General features: G+C 41.9%; 12 protein-coding genes, 1 tRNA gene and 1 pseudogene. 3 read left to right on the top strand and 11 right to left on the bottom strand.

All coding sequences use genetic code 11. The annotated features are described in order from the left end of the window. Positions 1-13 precede the first annotated feature (13 nt). The 4 genes and pseudogenes from AC1DUD_RS30495 to AC1DUD_RS30480 form a co-directional block, all read right to left on the bottom strand. Positions 14-564, bottom strand: a pseudogene (locus AC1DUD_RS30495) (DUF4291 domain-containing protein). Positions 565-713: 149 nt separating this feature from the next. Beyond that, the gene (locus AC1DUD_RS30490; RefSeq protein ID WP_477381628.1) at positions 714-1,592 is read right to left on the bottom strand and encodes a sulfotransferase; all 879 of its coding nucleotides are present in this window, start codon (positions 1,590-1,592) and stop codon (positions 714-716) included. A gap of 7 nt (positions 1,593-1,599) precedes the next feature. After that, on the bottom strand, positions 1,600-2,163 hold the full coding sequence (locus AC1DUD_RS30485; protein WP_477381626.1) for an adenylyl-sulfate kinase: 564 nt from the start codon (positions 2,161-2,163) through the stop codon (positions 1,600-1,602). A 178-nt stretch (positions 2,164-2,341) separates the two neighbouring features. Continuing rightward, a complete protein-coding gene (locus AC1DUD_RS30480; RefSeq protein ID WP_477381624.1) occupies positions 2,342-2,956 on the bottom strand; it encodes a class I SAM-dependent methyltransferase in 615 nt (204 codons plus the stop codon). 104 nt (positions 2,957-3,060) lie between these two features. Here AC1DUD_RS30480 and AC1DUD_RS30475 point away from each other — a divergent pair, with 104 nt between their 5' ends. Beyond that, positions 3,061-3,387, top strand: coding sequence for an MmcQ/YjbR family DNA-binding protein (locus tag AC1DUD_RS30475; protein ID WP_477381622.1), 327 nt, complete (start codon positions 3,061-3,063; stop codon positions 3,385-3,387). Between the two features lie 7 nt (positions 3,388-3,394). On the opposite strand, the gene AC1DUD_RS30470 is transcribed toward AC1DUD_RS30475, so the two are convergent. Next, positions 3,395-3,580: a hypothetical protein gene (locus AC1DUD_RS30470; protein ID WP_112574793.1), complete on the bottom strand. Its 186-nt coding sequence runs from the start codon at positions 3,578-3,580 to the stop codon at positions 3,395-3,397. A gap of 129 nt (positions 3,581-3,709) precedes the next feature. Further along, the gene (gene tsaD / locus AC1DUD_RS30465; protein WP_477381620.1) at positions 3,710-4,711 is read right to left on the bottom strand and encodes a tRNA (adenosine(37)-N6)-threonylcarbamoyltransferase complex transferase subunit TsaD; all 1,002 of its coding nucleotides are present in this window, start codon (positions 4,709-4,711) and stop codon (positions 3,710-3,712) included. A 199-nt stretch (positions 4,712-4,910) separates the two neighbouring features. Here tsaD and AC1DUD_RS30460 point away from each other — a divergent pair, with 199 nt between their 5' ends. Continuing rightward, positions 4,911-9,341: a translocation/assembly module TamB domain-containing protein gene (locus tag AC1DUD_RS30460; protein WP_477381618.1), complete on the top strand. Its 4,431-nt coding sequence runs from the start codon at positions 4,911-4,913 to the stop codon at positions 9,339-9,341. A 219-nt stretch (positions 9,342-9,560) separates the two neighbouring features. Here AC1DUD_RS30460 and AC1DUD_RS30455 read toward each other — a convergent pair whose 3' ends face one another. From AC1DUD_RS30455 to AC1DUD_RS30445, 3 genes are all read right to left on the bottom strand, one after another. Further along, positions 9,561-10,766: a bifunctional 3,4-dihydroxy-2-butanone-4-phosphate synthase/GTP cyclohydrolase II gene (locus AC1DUD_RS30455; protein WP_477381616.1), complete on the bottom strand. Its 1,206-nt coding sequence runs from the start codon at positions 10,764-10,766 to the stop codon at positions 9,561-9,563. Between the two features lie 143 nt (positions 10,767-10,909). Continuing rightward, positions 10,910-12,355, bottom strand: a complete 1,446-nt coding sequence (locus AC1DUD_RS30450; RefSeq protein WP_477381614.1) for an LptF/LptG family permease — start codon at positions 12,353-12,355, stop codon at positions 10,910-10,912. A gap of 105 nt (positions 12,356-12,460) precedes the next feature. Further along, on the bottom strand, positions 12,461-12,841 hold the full coding sequence (locus tag AC1DUD_RS30445; RefSeq protein WP_477381612.1) for an START-like domain-containing protein: 381 nt from the start codon (positions 12,839-12,841) through the stop codon (positions 12,461-12,463). A 162-nt stretch (positions 12,842-13,003) separates the two neighbouring features. On the opposite strand from AC1DUD_RS30445, the gene AC1DUD_RS30440 reads away from it, so the two are divergent. Then, positions 13,004-13,077, top strand: a tRNA-Met gene (locus AC1DUD_RS30440). 157 nt (positions 13,078-13,234) lie between these two features. Here the strand turns inward: AC1DUD_RS30440 and AC1DUD_RS30435 are convergent. Further along, positions 13,235-13,432, bottom strand: a complete 198-nt coding sequence (locus AC1DUD_RS30435) for a hypothetical protein (RefSeq protein WP_477381610.1) — start codon at positions 13,430-13,432, stop codon at positions 13,235-13,237. Next, complete coding sequence (locus AC1DUD_RS30430) at positions 13,416-14,051, bottom strand: hypothetical protein (protein ID WP_477381608.1); 636 nt, start codon at positions 14,049-14,051, stop codon at positions 13,416-13,418. The genes AC1DUD_RS30435 and AC1DUD_RS30430 overlap by 17 nt, the downstream gene beginning before the upstream one ends. Positions 14,052-14,260 lie beyond the last annotated feature (209 nt).

Here is a 14,260-nt window from a genome sequence, read left to right as displayed (position 1 = left end):
TGGGCACTGCCGATTATAAGGCCATCCCAACGCGCTTATCCAAGGCTTCATCGGTAGTTCTGTAAACCCTTTCAACCGGTACCTGCAATTCATCAAGTTTGCCGTTATCCAGCAGAGATTTTTGTTGTTTAACAAAATCTGTAATATCCTCAATACGGATAATTTGCTTTTTTCCGAAGTTTTCAAGGATCTCCCCTTTTAAGCCTAACTGTATAGCGCGGCGTTCCTGCTTATGGCCGTAAGGGCCGTGATCGGGGTCCCATTGCAGGCGTACTTCTTTCTGATCAAGCTCGGCCCGCCATTTTTCGTGGTCATTGTGGTATAGAGGATTAAAGGATGAGATTACAGCTTCATTCAAAACGGATTCAAAATCCTTTTCTTTATCCATAAAGCCAGCACACTCTCCTGATTTTCCTTTTCCGCCCAGCCACAGCGGTACATCATCCATAAAAAGTTAGGCTTAATCCATGACATGCGGTTGTAGCTGTATTCATTTCCGCCTAAAAACTGGTTTTCGGCAGCAAAGCGGGCAATGCTTTTTTTGTAAGCCTGGTAAACTACCATTTCGTCGCCTGGTTGGTGGGCAAGGATATGCTGCCCGGTTTTAGGCCAGTGTTCCAGTCCTTGTTTGTAAAATTCTGTTATAATATTCATACTATAATATAACGAATTTTTAACAGAATACCAAGCGCCTGACTTTGCTCCGGCTAAAACTACTCTTCCTTTCCCGGAAAGCTTTCACTGCCCCGCATATAACTTCCCATGCGCTTAAGCAAGTAGGTTGCTTTTATCAGCAATACTTTATCAGTAACAAAATCGCTGATATCATCGGCTTTGTTCATCAGCTCCTGTTTGTACACATCTTTAAAATCAAAATAATTGAGTACAAACTGCCATTGATCGGTTAAAAATGAAAAAACCTCGCTGTCGTTTTCAAGCAACTGTGAATAGTTAATGACGAGATAATTATCGGGATGTAATTTTTTAAGTGTGTTCAGGATCTCTTCGTTGTAACTGATCCACACTTTTAAAAAGTTTTCGGCATGATCATAGTAAAATGCTTTCAACCTACGGGGCCGCCTGAAATGAGTCCACGCCAGGCGCTGAATATAATTACGGGCCATGTACTTCTGGTCGATCGCTGCAAAGTCGCGCCTGAGCAGTGAGCTAACCACCGATTGATAATTACGCAAAACCACCAGGTACCTGGCGCCGGGCAACAGCTTTGCATAAGTATCTAAAAACAGGCACGTACGCGGGTCCTTCCAGGCCCATTGTTCATAAAGTTGATGTTTAATCCCAATAACAGCTTTCATCTTTTCAAGCTGGTAAAGCGGCACTTCAATATCTTTGGTATCGGTGAGCCCTGATTTTTCAAGACTATTACGATCAAGGATCTCTTCATGCAGCTTCAAAAATTCAAGATCTTCAAAATGACCTTCAATATTACCAGTCCCGCTGCCGCAAAGGCGTTCTCCAATTTGCAAACCGCAGCGATTTAACCAATTAGTAACAAGCGATGTACCGGACCGGTGCATCCCAGCTATAATTAACGTTTGCCGGGGCGTAAACTTAACTGTTGTAGTGATCATGATTGAGTTAATAACGGCCGGTTGCATGTAGTTGCCTGATTTGCACCTGCTGACAGTTTTCAAGAATAAAGCTTGTCAGCATTTCTGTAGCTTCGGTTAGTCCGGTGATATGAGTGTTGATGTACATATCAGGTGAAGACGGGATCTGGAAAGGATCATTAACGCCGCTTAAGTTGGTTACCTTATCAGGATGGCCTTCGGGCAGTAACGCGCGCTGATAAAGCCCTTTTGTATCTCTTTGCATAAGCGTTTTAACAGGGCAATCAATATGTATCAGCTTCACATGGGGATAAGTTGCTATCAATTCACGACGGATCACATCATACGGGTTTATAGCACTGATGATAGTTACTACGCCATGACCTGATAATTTGCTGGCAATAAAGCCAAGCCTGCGGATGTTTTCAAAGCGGTCTTCCTTGGTGTAACCCAGGTTAGGGAACAGCTTTTGACGGTATACATCAGCATCAATAATTTCGACAGGAATATCAGTATCAGATAAACTCATTTTAACATTTTGGGCAAGGGTAGTTTTCCCTGAGCCGGATAACCCGCAAAGCAGAATAATCATAAGGTGGTGTGTTAAGCGTTAATAATAATTGTTGTTTAAACCGTTATTGTAGGCTTAACGCAAATATTTCGGACGAAATTGTCGTTAACACGCGGAGTATCGATACATAGTGATATTGTATCGATGAACTGGAAGATGACGTAGACGGAGAGAAAAAAGAAAAGTTAATAATTATAAATTAGTCCTTCTGCATGCACCATGTAGTCATGCTGCGCAGGTTTTGTACGTTGGTAGTTTTTATAGGTTCATAAAGCAGTGCACCCAGCTCTCGCGTATATTCAAGCAGGATCTCTTCATTTACCAAAAAACGTTCGGAGCCGTCGGGCAGCAGGTAACGGTAATTACCTAATGGCTGTACCAATGTTTCGATGCCGATATCAGAAGCCAGCCTTGCAAAGAAATAACCACCCGGTTTCAGTACGCGCCACAACGAGCGCAGCATGCTGTCAAAATGTTCGGCGTCATTGGCAAAGTGCAGTACAGCACTGCAAATTACCAGGTCAAACCGTCCGTCATCGAAAGGCAGGTTCTCAACAGCGGCCAGTTTAAAATTATCGGGCGAATGGTCTGGGCACAGATCAGCCGAGAGTCTTTTGGATAGTTCAACAGCATGTTCGCTTTGATCAACACCATAAACACTGAACCCGTTTTGCAAAAAATAAGCTATGTTTCGTCCGCTGCCACAGCCGGCATCAAGTATAGTTTTGCAATTATCGAAACGGCCTTTCAATAACTGGTCGAACAAATAGATGTCGATATTGCCGTATAGTTTCCGGAGGTTGCTGCTGCTCATGGCCGATGCTGTTTTGAACCCGAAATTACTGTTTTATTACATGCCATGGAGAAAACTTATTAACTTTAAGTATGGCTACCGACATGCATATTTTTTTACAGTTTATGAAAAGCACCTTGCTGCAACTGCCGGGTGTCACCCATAAAATGCACTTTGAGCACCCTGCATTTTATGTAAACGATAAGATCTTCGAAAACATACATGAAAAGGATGAACTGCTTGCCGTACACACTACCGAGCGCGAAAAATGGATTGCCCTTGATCCGCATACCTTTTTCATTACCCCCCACTATCAAAATTACAAATATATGCTGGTACGGCTTGAAACTGTATCGCCTGCTGATCTGAAGCAATTATTAATAACAGCCTACCTTACAAGGGCTACTAAAAAGTTGATCAGAGACTACGAAGAGATGATTGCGAATGGGTAAAGTGAACCTAAGGCTTTATGCCATTCAGTGCTTCGCGATTAAGGTAAACATAAATCAAAACGCCAACTACTAATGCAGCCAGCACAATAAGCCCAATCTTTCCCTTCTTTTTATCCTGCCGTATAAGCCAAACCATAGCGGCTATTAATGGGATAACAAAAACAATGTAAAAAATATATCCTGATGCGTTCATTTTAATTAGTGAATTATTGAGTTAGTGAATTAATGATTTAGCCGTTGCATTGTATATATTGTTTGGGTGAGCCAGTGCATTAGAATCTAAAAATTCAATAATTCACTAACTCACCAAATCAATAATTGCTTAAAAGGCCATCCTTGCCATCGGCGCAACATCCTGCCCTATAAATTCGCCTTTCAGGTATTTGTGATAACCGGCAATGGCTATCATGGCGGCATTATCGGTACAGTACTCCATTTTAGGAACAAAAGCGTTCCACCCGTTTTTTTCGGTCATGGCCTGCAGGCCTAACCTTAAACCCGTATTGGCCGATACACCACCCGCCAAAGCTATATCTTTTATACCATATGCCTGCGCTGCTTTTTGCAGTTTGTTAAGCAATATCGTAGCGATCCGTTTTTCAACAGATGCACAAATATCGGCCATGTTCTGGCTGATAAAATCGGGGTTCTGCGCTACATTATCGCGGATAAAATACAGGATAGATGTTTTTAAACCACTAAAGCTAAAATCATATCCTGGGATCTGTGGTTCCGGAAACTTATAAGCGTCCGGATTTCCCTGGCGTGCGTGTTTGTCAATGAGTGGTCCGCCGGGATATGGCAGGCCTAAAATCTTACTGGTTTTATCCATTGCTTCGCCCGCGGCATCATCCAGGGTTTGGCCTATGATCTCCATATCAAAATAATCTTTCACCAGCACAATTTGCGTATGTCCGCCCGATACCGTAAGGCAAAGGAAAGGGAACGATGGATTTTTATCTCCTATAAAATGGGCCAGGATATGGGCCTGCATATGGTTAATATCGATAAGCGGGATCTTTTTAGCCAAAGCAAAAGCCTTGGCAAATGAAACTCCCACTAAAAGAGAGCCTAAAAGTCCCGGACCGCGCGTAAAAGCTACCGCATCAATATCATTTTTGCTTACTTTTGCGTTTATTAATGCCTGCTGAACAGCCGGAACAATATTTTGCTGATGAACCCTTGAGGCTAACTCGGGGACCACGCCTCCATAGGCCTCGTGTATGGTTTGATTGGCAATAACATTGCTCATGATCACGCCATCAACACAAACCGAAGCTGAGGTTTCATCACATGATGATTCGATTCCTAAAATTACGGGCACGTTTATTTAATTATTGAGTTATTGAATTAACGAATTAGTGATTTTTTTAAAATTGGCAAACTATAACCTTCAAAAATTGTAAAGCTATAGCATTCAATAAATCAACAATTCACTAAATCATTAATTTAGTTTAAAAGGCAAAGTTATTAAAAAAGTACTCAAAATATTCCTGGGCCTGGTATTGTTCATTTTATTGACATTGAGCATACTTTTACTCACGTTTCAGTTTAAGCCGGTGCAAACCTGGGCAGCAAAAAAAGCGGCAGATTACCTTGCCGGAGAACTGCATACCAAAGTAGGCATCCAAAGCCTTTACCTAAGGCCATTCCGTTCAGTAGTAATTGAGGGGCTTTATATTTTAGATAAAAAGCAGGACACCTTACTAAGCACTCCCAAACTGGCTGTTGATATTGACGACTTTTACCTTTTCAGCAGCATTAAACGCCGCACCATCAATTTTGCCAATATCGAACTGGATAACGGCTCCTTCTACCTTAAAAAACAAAAGGACAGCACCACCAACCTTGCCTTTATTATTGATTATTTTAACTCGGGCGACACCACCAAAAAGCCCAAAAGTAAACCATGGACGCTCAATTTTGGCACTATCGCCATCAACAACTTCCATTTCAGATACAAAAACAGCCTGCGGGATACGGTAATAGCCGGGGTTAACTTTAACGACCTTGATGTGCAGCATTTCAGCACGGAGATACAAGGGATGGACTTGAAGAACCACCTGTTTAAAGGCAATATCAAAAGCCTGAGCCTGCACGAAAAAAGCGGTTTTACGGTAAAACACTTTGCGTCAGATGCCACGATAGATACCAACCAGATTATGCTGAAGCACCTGGCTATCCAAACGCCACGATCAGATTTGAAGGACTATTTCAGGATGAAGTTTAAATCATTTGATGATTTCGACGACTTTGAAAATAAGGTACATATGGATGCCAACTTTAAATCGTCGCGCATTTCATCATCAGATATCGCATACTTTACCGGTGCACTAAAAAAAGTAAGTTTTGATCTTGGTATTGACGGACAGGCCAAAGGCTACGTGAATAACCTCAAAGCCAAAAAAGTGACCATTACCGGAGGGCAGGCTACTTTTATAAAAGGCGATTTTAACCTGCACAACCTTACCGATTGGGATAACGCTTTCCTTGAACTAAAATTTGACCAGGTTGCGTCCAACAAAAAAGATCTGGATTACCTGATCAGCCATTTTTCGGGAACGCCGACGGAAAAAGCTCCGGCAATACTTTCTAAATTCGGCAATTTTAATTTTACCGGCAGGTTTACCGGTTCGCAAAATGACTTTGTAGCCTACGGAGTTTTTAAAACTGCACTCGGTCGTTTCGATTCAGACCTCAATCTTAAAATTGATAAAAACAGCCGGCCAAGCTATAGTGGCAGGATAAACACCTACGCATTTGATATGGGTACCCTGCTTGATGAAAAGGATCTGGGCCGTACTACATTTTCATCAACTATTACAGGCAGCGGCGACCAGCTTAAAAGCCTTACCGAAAAAATTGATGCCAGAATAGCGTCAGTCACCTATTTAGGCTATACCTATAATAAACTTACCCTTAACGGTACTTTTATTAATAAACTGGCTAACGCACACATTACCATAAATGACAGGAATGTTAAACTTGACCTTAAGGGCAAAGTTGACCTCAGGCCTACCCTGCCAACTTATGACCTTACAGCCGATATTAAAGAGGCAAACTTAAACAAGCTTGGGTTTACAAAAGATACTTTAACTATCACCACACTGCTTAAAACCCAGTTTAAGGGCGATGACCTTGCCAATTTACAAGGTAATATCTTGTTTTCGCCGGCAAGGGTTGTTAATCCACGAAATAACTATGTAGTTGATTCATTATACTTATCGGCCGAAGGGTCCGGCAATAGCCGCACTATCGCCTTAAAATCTGATTTTGCAGATGGTAGTATCAAGGGTAAATATGACCTGGCAACCCTGCCCTCGTATTTTAAAACCATCGTAAAAAAGTATATCCCATCTATAAAAACAACTATAGTACCGCCCAAACCCGAGGAATTTGATTTTACGCTGAACCTGAAAAACCTCGATCCACTTACTGCCATCTTTCTGCCTGATCTGAAGATCCCGGAGCAAGGCACTTTTGTAGGCCAGTTTAATTCAGAAAAGAAAACGGCTACGCTATCGGGCTATATCAAAACCCTTAAGTACGGTAAAACGGTTTTCCATGATTTCATTATCGACGAAAACACAACTGATAGTTTACTTGGTCTCAACTTATCCCTGAGACGAGTTGACCTAACCGACAGCCTTTTTATCAAGGATATCAACATCACTAATTTCCTGAAAAACGACAGCCTTAACTTTAACGTTAAGCTCTCGGATAAAAACGCGGTTAACCAACTGGACCTTTACGGCCTGGTTGAATTTGGCCGCGACACTACAGCCAAGTTGAAACTGCTCCCATCAGACGTAATACTGGAAAAAGAGAAATGGAAGATCCAGGAGCAGGTGCGCATCCGTTTGTTGGATGGCAAAACACAGGTATCGGGATTCGAACTTTCCAACGGGCAGCAAAAAGTATTTATTGATGGGTTTATATCCGATAACCCGGCCGATCAATTAAAGCTTACGTTCCAAAAGTTCAATATGCGCACCCTTAACCAGCTTACAAGAACGTCTGGCATATATTTAAAAGGCTACTTAGATGGCGATGTTAAAATGACCTCGGTGCTCAAATCTCCGGGCATTGACTCTCATTTAACCGTTGATTCACTTACTATGAATAAAACGCTGGTGGGCAATGTGAAATTGGTTACCATGCTTGGCAACGACCGCAAACAGGCCGATGTTAATATGAATATTATTAACCGCGGGCTGGAAACCATGAATATTGGGGGTACCTATTCGTTTGGACAGGAAACCGATGATAACCTTGATTTTGATATCAAGATGAACCAAACCGAAGCTATTATATTTGAGCCTTTTATTAAAGATCTCGTATCCAACGTAAAGGGGCATGTTTCAACTGACCTGAAGCTTACCGGCAAGCCATCAAACCCGCAGCTAAATGGTACGGTCACCCTTGTTAATACAGGTCTTACTGTTAATTACTTAAAAACAGCCTATACCGTTAATAACAAACTGGATGTAAACAACAGCGTTATCAGCATTAAGGATATGGTGCTCAAAGACATTCATAAAGGTACCGGGACTGCTAACGGCACGGTAAATTTAAATAACCTGTCAAACCCGGATATTAATGTAAGCCTTAAAGCCGATAACCTGATGGCCCTGAATACCACGTTTAAAGATAATCACCTTTATTTCGGTACGGCTTATGGCACAGGCACATTTAACTTCAACGGCCCGGTTGATAATATGAAAATAGATATCACCGCCAGCACCAATGCCGGCACTGTTTTCAATATACCCCTCAATACCTCGTCAACCGCCAACGATTACGATTTCATTAAGTTTGTAAGCCACAGCGATACCGCCAAGGTTACTGCTAAAGAGCGTGCATTTAATGGGGTTACCTTAAATTTTGATTTAAGTGCCGATGAAAAAACTATCGTAAAAATAGCAACCGATTACGGTCAGCTGGAAGGCAGCGGTGTTGCCCGTAATTTAAAGCTGAATATTAACAGCCTGGGCGATTTTGAGATGTACGGTGACTTTTTAATATCATCGGGCAAGTTTGAGTTTACCGCCAAAAACTTCATCAGTAAAAACTTTACAGTGAGCCAGGGTGGAACCATCAGGTGGACAGGCAACCCGTCAAACGCGGAGATCAACCTTAAAGCCTTGTATGAGGTGCGTACCAGCAAAGCGCCACTGTATACCGCTGCAGGGTTGCAAACACCTACTTCGGGTCAGCAAACATTAGTACAAGCCGAGCTGATCCTTACCAAATCGCTGTTACAGCCTAATATCGATTTTGACTTTAACTTCCCTACCGATCCATCTGTTAAAGACGATTTGGCTACTTACCTTGCCGATGCCAATAACAGGAGCCAACAGGCTATCAGTATTATTGTGCGCCGAAACTTCACATCTAACAGTAACAATTTAACCAACCAGGTATTAGGTACGGCAGGCGAGGCGGTGAGCGAATTTGCGTTTAACAAACTTAACAGCCTGATATCGCAATCAAACATTAAAAACTTCGACTTAAATATTCGCTCCTTTAATGAAGCCAGTGCTTCGCTCCGTTTCTTTGATAGCCGGTTATCATTTAACGGAAGCTTATTTAGTAACAATGGCTCAAACGATATTTTTAATAATAATAACAGCAACCTGTTTAACCAGCGATTCAATAATCTTACCAAAGATTTTGAAGCACTATATAAAATACGCCGTGACGGCAACCTAACAGCAAGGTACTCATACAGGGCGTTAAATAACGTAACGCTAAGCAGCCTTACAGACGTGCTGGCACCGCAGTATGTAAACGGCTTCGGCTTGGTTTACCAGCGTGATTTTGACACTTTTGGCGAGTTTATAAGAAACATATTCAGACAGGGCCGTCGCAAAACTGCACCTGTTAACCCTGCCCCAATATCAAACTCAACAACAACACCGGCAACCAAACCGGACGATGATGAAGATCAGTAGTTTTTTGAGCTGAAAGCAGAAAGCTAAAAGCCACGAAAAGCAAAAAGCTGAAAGCTAAACGCTAAAAGCCTTTAATATTGAATATCATCGGCCTGCCTTTAAGCTTTCAGATCAATGGGCATGGAAAGCAAAAGGCTTAAAGCAGGTCGCTTTAAGCCTTTTGCCGTAAAATTATTTATTTCGCTTTTGGCTTTAGGCCTTGAGCTTTCAACTTTTAGCTCAATGATCACGCATAATGGCATGATCCATCCTGTCGCGTTTAGTACGCAAGTAAGCCTCGTTATGCGGGTTTGATGCAATTTCGATAGGCACATTTTCAACCACTTCCAAACCGTAGCCTATAAGCCCCGCGCGTTTTTTAGGGTTGTTGCTCATCAGGCGCATTTTGCTGATGCCCAGGCTCCGCAGGATCTGTGCACCGATACCATAATCACGCTGGTCCATTTTAAAGCCCAGTTTCAGATTAGCATCAACGGTATCATAACCGTTTTCCTGCAAATGATAAGCCCTTAATTTATTGATCAGGCCAATGCCACGACCTTCCTGGTTCATATATACAATAGCTCCCTTCCCCTCTTTGCTGATCATCTCCATAGCTTTATGCAACTGCGGACCGCAATCGCAACGGCATGAGCCAAAAATATCGCCGGTCATACATGAGCTATGCACGCGAACTAAAATAGGCTCACCTGGCTCCCAGGTACCTTTTACCAGGGCAAGATGGTTTTCGCCGGTATCAATCTGAGTGTAGGCTATCATGTCAAAATCGCCCCATTCGGTAGGCATTTTAACTGCAACCTCACGTTTCACCATCGATTCATGCTCCAAACGGTAAGCAATGAGATCTTTGATAGATACTATTTTGAGGTTAAATTCTTTAGCTATTTCCAGCAGATCGGGCAGGCGGGCCATTTCGCCGTCTTCCTTCATAATCTCGCAGATAACACCTGCAGGCTCAAGACCGGCTAAAACAGCCAGGTCAATAGCAGCCTCGGTATGCCCGGTACGGCGTAGTACGCCGCCATCTTTAGCTATCAGCGGGAAAATATGCCCCGGGCGACCAAGATCTTCGGGTTTAGTAGCCGGATCGATAAGTGCTATTGTAGTTTTTGACCGGTCACTCGCAGAGATCCCGGTAGTACAGCCATGACCAAGCAAATCGACAGAAACCGTAAAATTAGTTTCATGCGATGTGGTATTGTGGCTTACCATAGGCATCAGATCAAGCTCACGTGCTCTTTGCGCCGTAATAGGGGCGCAAACGAGGCCGCGGCCGTGGCGAACCATGAAATTGATTGTTTCGGGGGTGGCATTGCGGGCGGCAGTTAAAAAGTCGCCCTCGTTTTCACGATCTTCGTCATCAACTACGATAATTGTTTTACCTGCTTTGATTTCCTCGATCGCTTCCTGTATAGTGTTTAACATTATTTACTTGCTTGTTGGGTGGCGCTTAAACGCTTGTTTAATCTAAATCAAATTTAACGCTTATTACCATGACTTGGGTCGGCGTTGTGTAAAATGATACTGCTTTTATAATATGGCGTTTATTATTAATACCGCTAAAGGCCTTAGCGGGTTGCCTTGTGCTTAAACTTTGCCACTATGCGGTTTACGAAACGCTTATATATCTCCATATCAAATATGGCCGAATCGGTAGCCGCTTTATATGAAAGGAACAAACCAATAGGCAACAGCGTGATAATGGAGATCCACATGCCCAGGTACTTGTTAATATCGCCACCCTTAACTGATTTTTCGCCAATTGTTGTGATGATATAGTAAATCAGGAAAAACACAACTGAAACTACCACCGGCAGGCCTAAACCACCTTTACGGATGATAGAGCCCAACGGCGCTCCAATTAAAAACAGCACGAGGCAAGCTACAGAAAGATTATATTTTTTTTGATACTCCACAAAATACCTTCGGATGTTTTCCGAATCGCCCTTATACCTGTCGCTCCGGTTCCTGATCACATCCTTGATCGACCTTACTTCAGAAGCGGCACTGCTTAAGCTCATTTGCTGCTCGGATAAGGTAAGGCCCTGGGCGGCGTCCTTTTTAGGATCAAACTCCTTATAATTTTTAACAGCCTTTGATTGTGTGGGTATTGAATAGTATTTGATATATGGTGTAACCAGCTTATAATTCACCATAACATTGCTATCAACAGAATGCTGCGACGAATCAAGATAATGCCGTAACTGTTTGATATTCATCATTTGTGATGCTGTTTTAAACTCGCTTTCATTAGTGCGGGCAAGTTTGAAACCCGAAAGATCAAACTTGGTTTCGGTTTCCTTAAAACGCTGACGCAGCAGGCGTTGCCGGGTATTATAACTGGCGTTTTCGGAAGCCGTTTCTTCATACCTTACCCCGTCCTTTAAACGGAGTACCAGGTATTTATCGCCCATGGTACGGAACATGGTGCCCTCCCGTGCCAGGATCACCGAATTGTTATTGTCACCATTCGGGCTTTTTTGGTAGATCATGATATCGTATAAACGCTGCCCATCAGGATCTTTGCGCTTTACACGAATAGTATAACCGGGAAAACTGGTACTGAACACCCCCTCGGGCAGCAAATCCGCTGATTTTTGTTTGCGGGCGTCATACAACAACGAGAAGTATTTAAGATTAGCTACCGGCAGCATATAATCAGAAAAAAAGAATGCCGCTATGCTAAGTATCGTTATTATCGTGATCATGGGGTACATAGCGCGCTTTAACGAAATGCCGGCAGCCTTGATAGCCACAAGCTCATAATTTTCGCCAAGCGAGCCGTAAGTCATGATGGTAGAAAGCAGGATGGATAGCGGCAGGGCCATTTGAACGTTAGTGGCCGAATTATACATCATGAGTTCCAGGATAGTATACCATGCAAAGCCCTTGCCTATCAGGTCGTCAATGTATTTAAACAAAAACAACATGAGCAGCACAAACATCACGATGAAAAGCGTAACCAAAAAAGGCCTTATAAATGATTTAAGGAGTAAAAGGTGGATTTTCTTCATTAGTGCTATTTGCAATTAACAGGGGCAAAACAGTAGCCGCACAGTTAAAATCCATTAACGTGCAAAAACAGTTCAGCGTACAAAATTAGCTAAAATAAAGTTTTATCAGGCGCCTAATACACTTATGAGGTAATCGATAGAGTTATCCCAGATCTGCTTTCGTTCGGTAATAGTTTCTTCAGTAGCAAAATCAGTAACGGCAAGGGCTACATCATTGGTAAGCTCATCCTGCAGTATTTCCATTTCAAAGTAATACTGAGCGTCATCGTCGAGCCATTTGAACCGCACCGAGCGGTTTTCCTTAACTGCACAAAGTTTGGCTTTTTGCGATTCATCGTCCCATGTAAAAGTATAAACATGATCACGAATATTAACCTCATCGGCAAACCATTGAGACAAGCCATTAGGCTCGCTTAAGAAGCTGAACAGGATACGCGGAGATGACTTGATCTCGTATTCAATGGTAAATTTTTTCTTTTCGGACATTCGGTTTACACTTAAAAAAAGAGGAACAAAACTAAAAATKAAACATTTTTTCTAAAGAAAACGAATTTCTACTATATTTGCAAACCTTTTTAGGGACGGCCACTTGTTTTACAGCAAAGCCACTCTTTTTATTAACCACAAAAAGAGCCCATAAAATAAAACGGCGGGGTAGCTCAGATGGTTAGAGCGTAGGATTCATAACCCTAAGGTCGGCAGTTCGATCCTGCTCCCCGCTACTTAAGGAAACAGCATACCGTGGGTGTTTCCTTTTTTTATGCCAATAAAAATCTGTGAACCAAATCGTTAAGTCTCGGCATTTTTAGTTCGAACTTTGCTGACAAAATCCTTAGACTTTTATTCAATGTGGTCTAAAAAGGGAACTGAATATTGCTTTTAGGCTGTTTTCTCAAGGTTCGAATTTTCCTTAAGGTTAGGCGCATTTTGATTGGCTCTATGTTTGTTGTAGTTCTTTGCTATAATATGCAGAAAATCTAATATAACGCTCGCCTCTGTATCATCCACTTGTATGCCATTTTTAGCTAATATAGACATAGCCTGCTTTACTGATATCTTTTTATCTATAAAATTCATTTCTATGAAATGGTTTGTCTGTTTGTGATAATATTTTTGATAATGCATTGTTTAAATCTAAAGAAACGTCACCTGTTTGGAGATTGAGATTACCCGGAGGAATCAGGATGGCGAGACTCTTTTTATCAGCAATATCAAAATTCGAGTACCCCTGAAAAATATTCACAAATGGATAATTACCCGATTGACGTTGCTTATCAATGCTTTTTAGTTTGATAACAATGTCGTCCAGCTCCCTTTTTAAACAATCCAAATTTGCTTTGCACTCTTTTTTCAAGTCGCTGTAATCATCATATTTCAGTATATCTGATACGAACAGCTTTCGGGCTTTTGATAGCGTACCTTGTTGTTCTTCAAGTTGCCTTATTATTATTTTCCGCACCTGCAGATATTCTGCTTTTTGTGTACTTGTATTAGAATCTTCTAAAATACAATTGAACAATTCCGTTACTTTATTTGAAAGTGACAATTGTTGAAGTTGGTGTTTGTAGCTGTCATTAAGCTTGATTGCATTGATCCTTGTTTTACATTTTCTAGGACAATGGTAATAAGGGTATTTTTTCGTTGAACCTTGGGAAAAGCTTCCAGTAAGTTTTCGAGCGCAAACTGGATATACCAATGATATTGACCCCTCTTCGCCAATCTAAAGTGACCCCTCTGAGTTAGGGTTTGAAAGAGAGTAAAGTTGTTGTACAGATAGGCTCTTTGGAGCGGATGTTTTTGTCCGGTTTAACAACTATTATTTTTACAAAAATACATTTTCTGATTTAGAGTTTCTTCTCCTTAGTGATTCGCCATATAATTCGACCCTTAAAGAGTGGTGAACAA

The organism is Mucilaginibacter sp. P4_A11, from assembly GCF_056402535.1.
Note: the sequence above shows the minus strand (reverse complement) of the source record. Positions and strands in the feature narration are given on the sequence as shown.

Bases quoted from the DNA above. Each gene is read 5' to 3' on its own strand.
- AC1DUD_RS30490 (WP_477381628.1), bottom strand. From the start codon at position 1,592: ATGATCACTACAACAGTTAAGTTTACGCCCCGGCAAACGTTAATTATA.
- AC1DUD_RS30445 (WP_477381612.1), bottom strand. From the start codon at position 12,841: ATGTCCGAAAAGAAAAAATTTACCATTGAATACGAGATCAAGTCATCT.
- AC1DUD_RS30485 (WP_477381626.1), bottom strand. From the start codon at position 2,163: ATGATTATTCTGCTTTGCGGGTTATCCGGCTCAGGGAAAACTACCCTT.
- AC1DUD_RS30480 (WP_477381624.1), bottom strand. From the start codon at position 2,956: ATGAGCAGCAGCAACCTCCGGAAACTATACGGCAATATCGACATCTAT.
- AC1DUD_RS30470 (WP_112574793.1), bottom strand. From the start codon at position 3,580: ATGAACGCATCAGGATATATTTTTTACATTGTTTTTGTTATCCCATTA.
- AC1DUD_RS30455 (WP_477381616.1), bottom strand. From the start codon at position 10,766: ATGTTAAACACTATACAGGAAGCGATCGAGGAAATCAAAGCAGGTAAA.
- AC1DUD_RS30450 (WP_477381614.1), bottom strand. From the start codon at position 12,355: ATGAAGAAAATCCACCTTTTACTCCTTAAATCATTTATAAGGCCTTTT.
- AC1DUD_RS30475 (WP_477381622.1), top strand. From the start codon at position 3,061: ATGAAAAGCACCTTGCTGCAACTGCCGGGTGTCACCCATAAAATGCAC.
- AC1DUD_RS30435 (WP_477381610.1), bottom strand. From the start codon at position 13,432: ATGAATTTTATAGATAAAAAGATATCAGTAAAGCAGGCTATGTCTATA.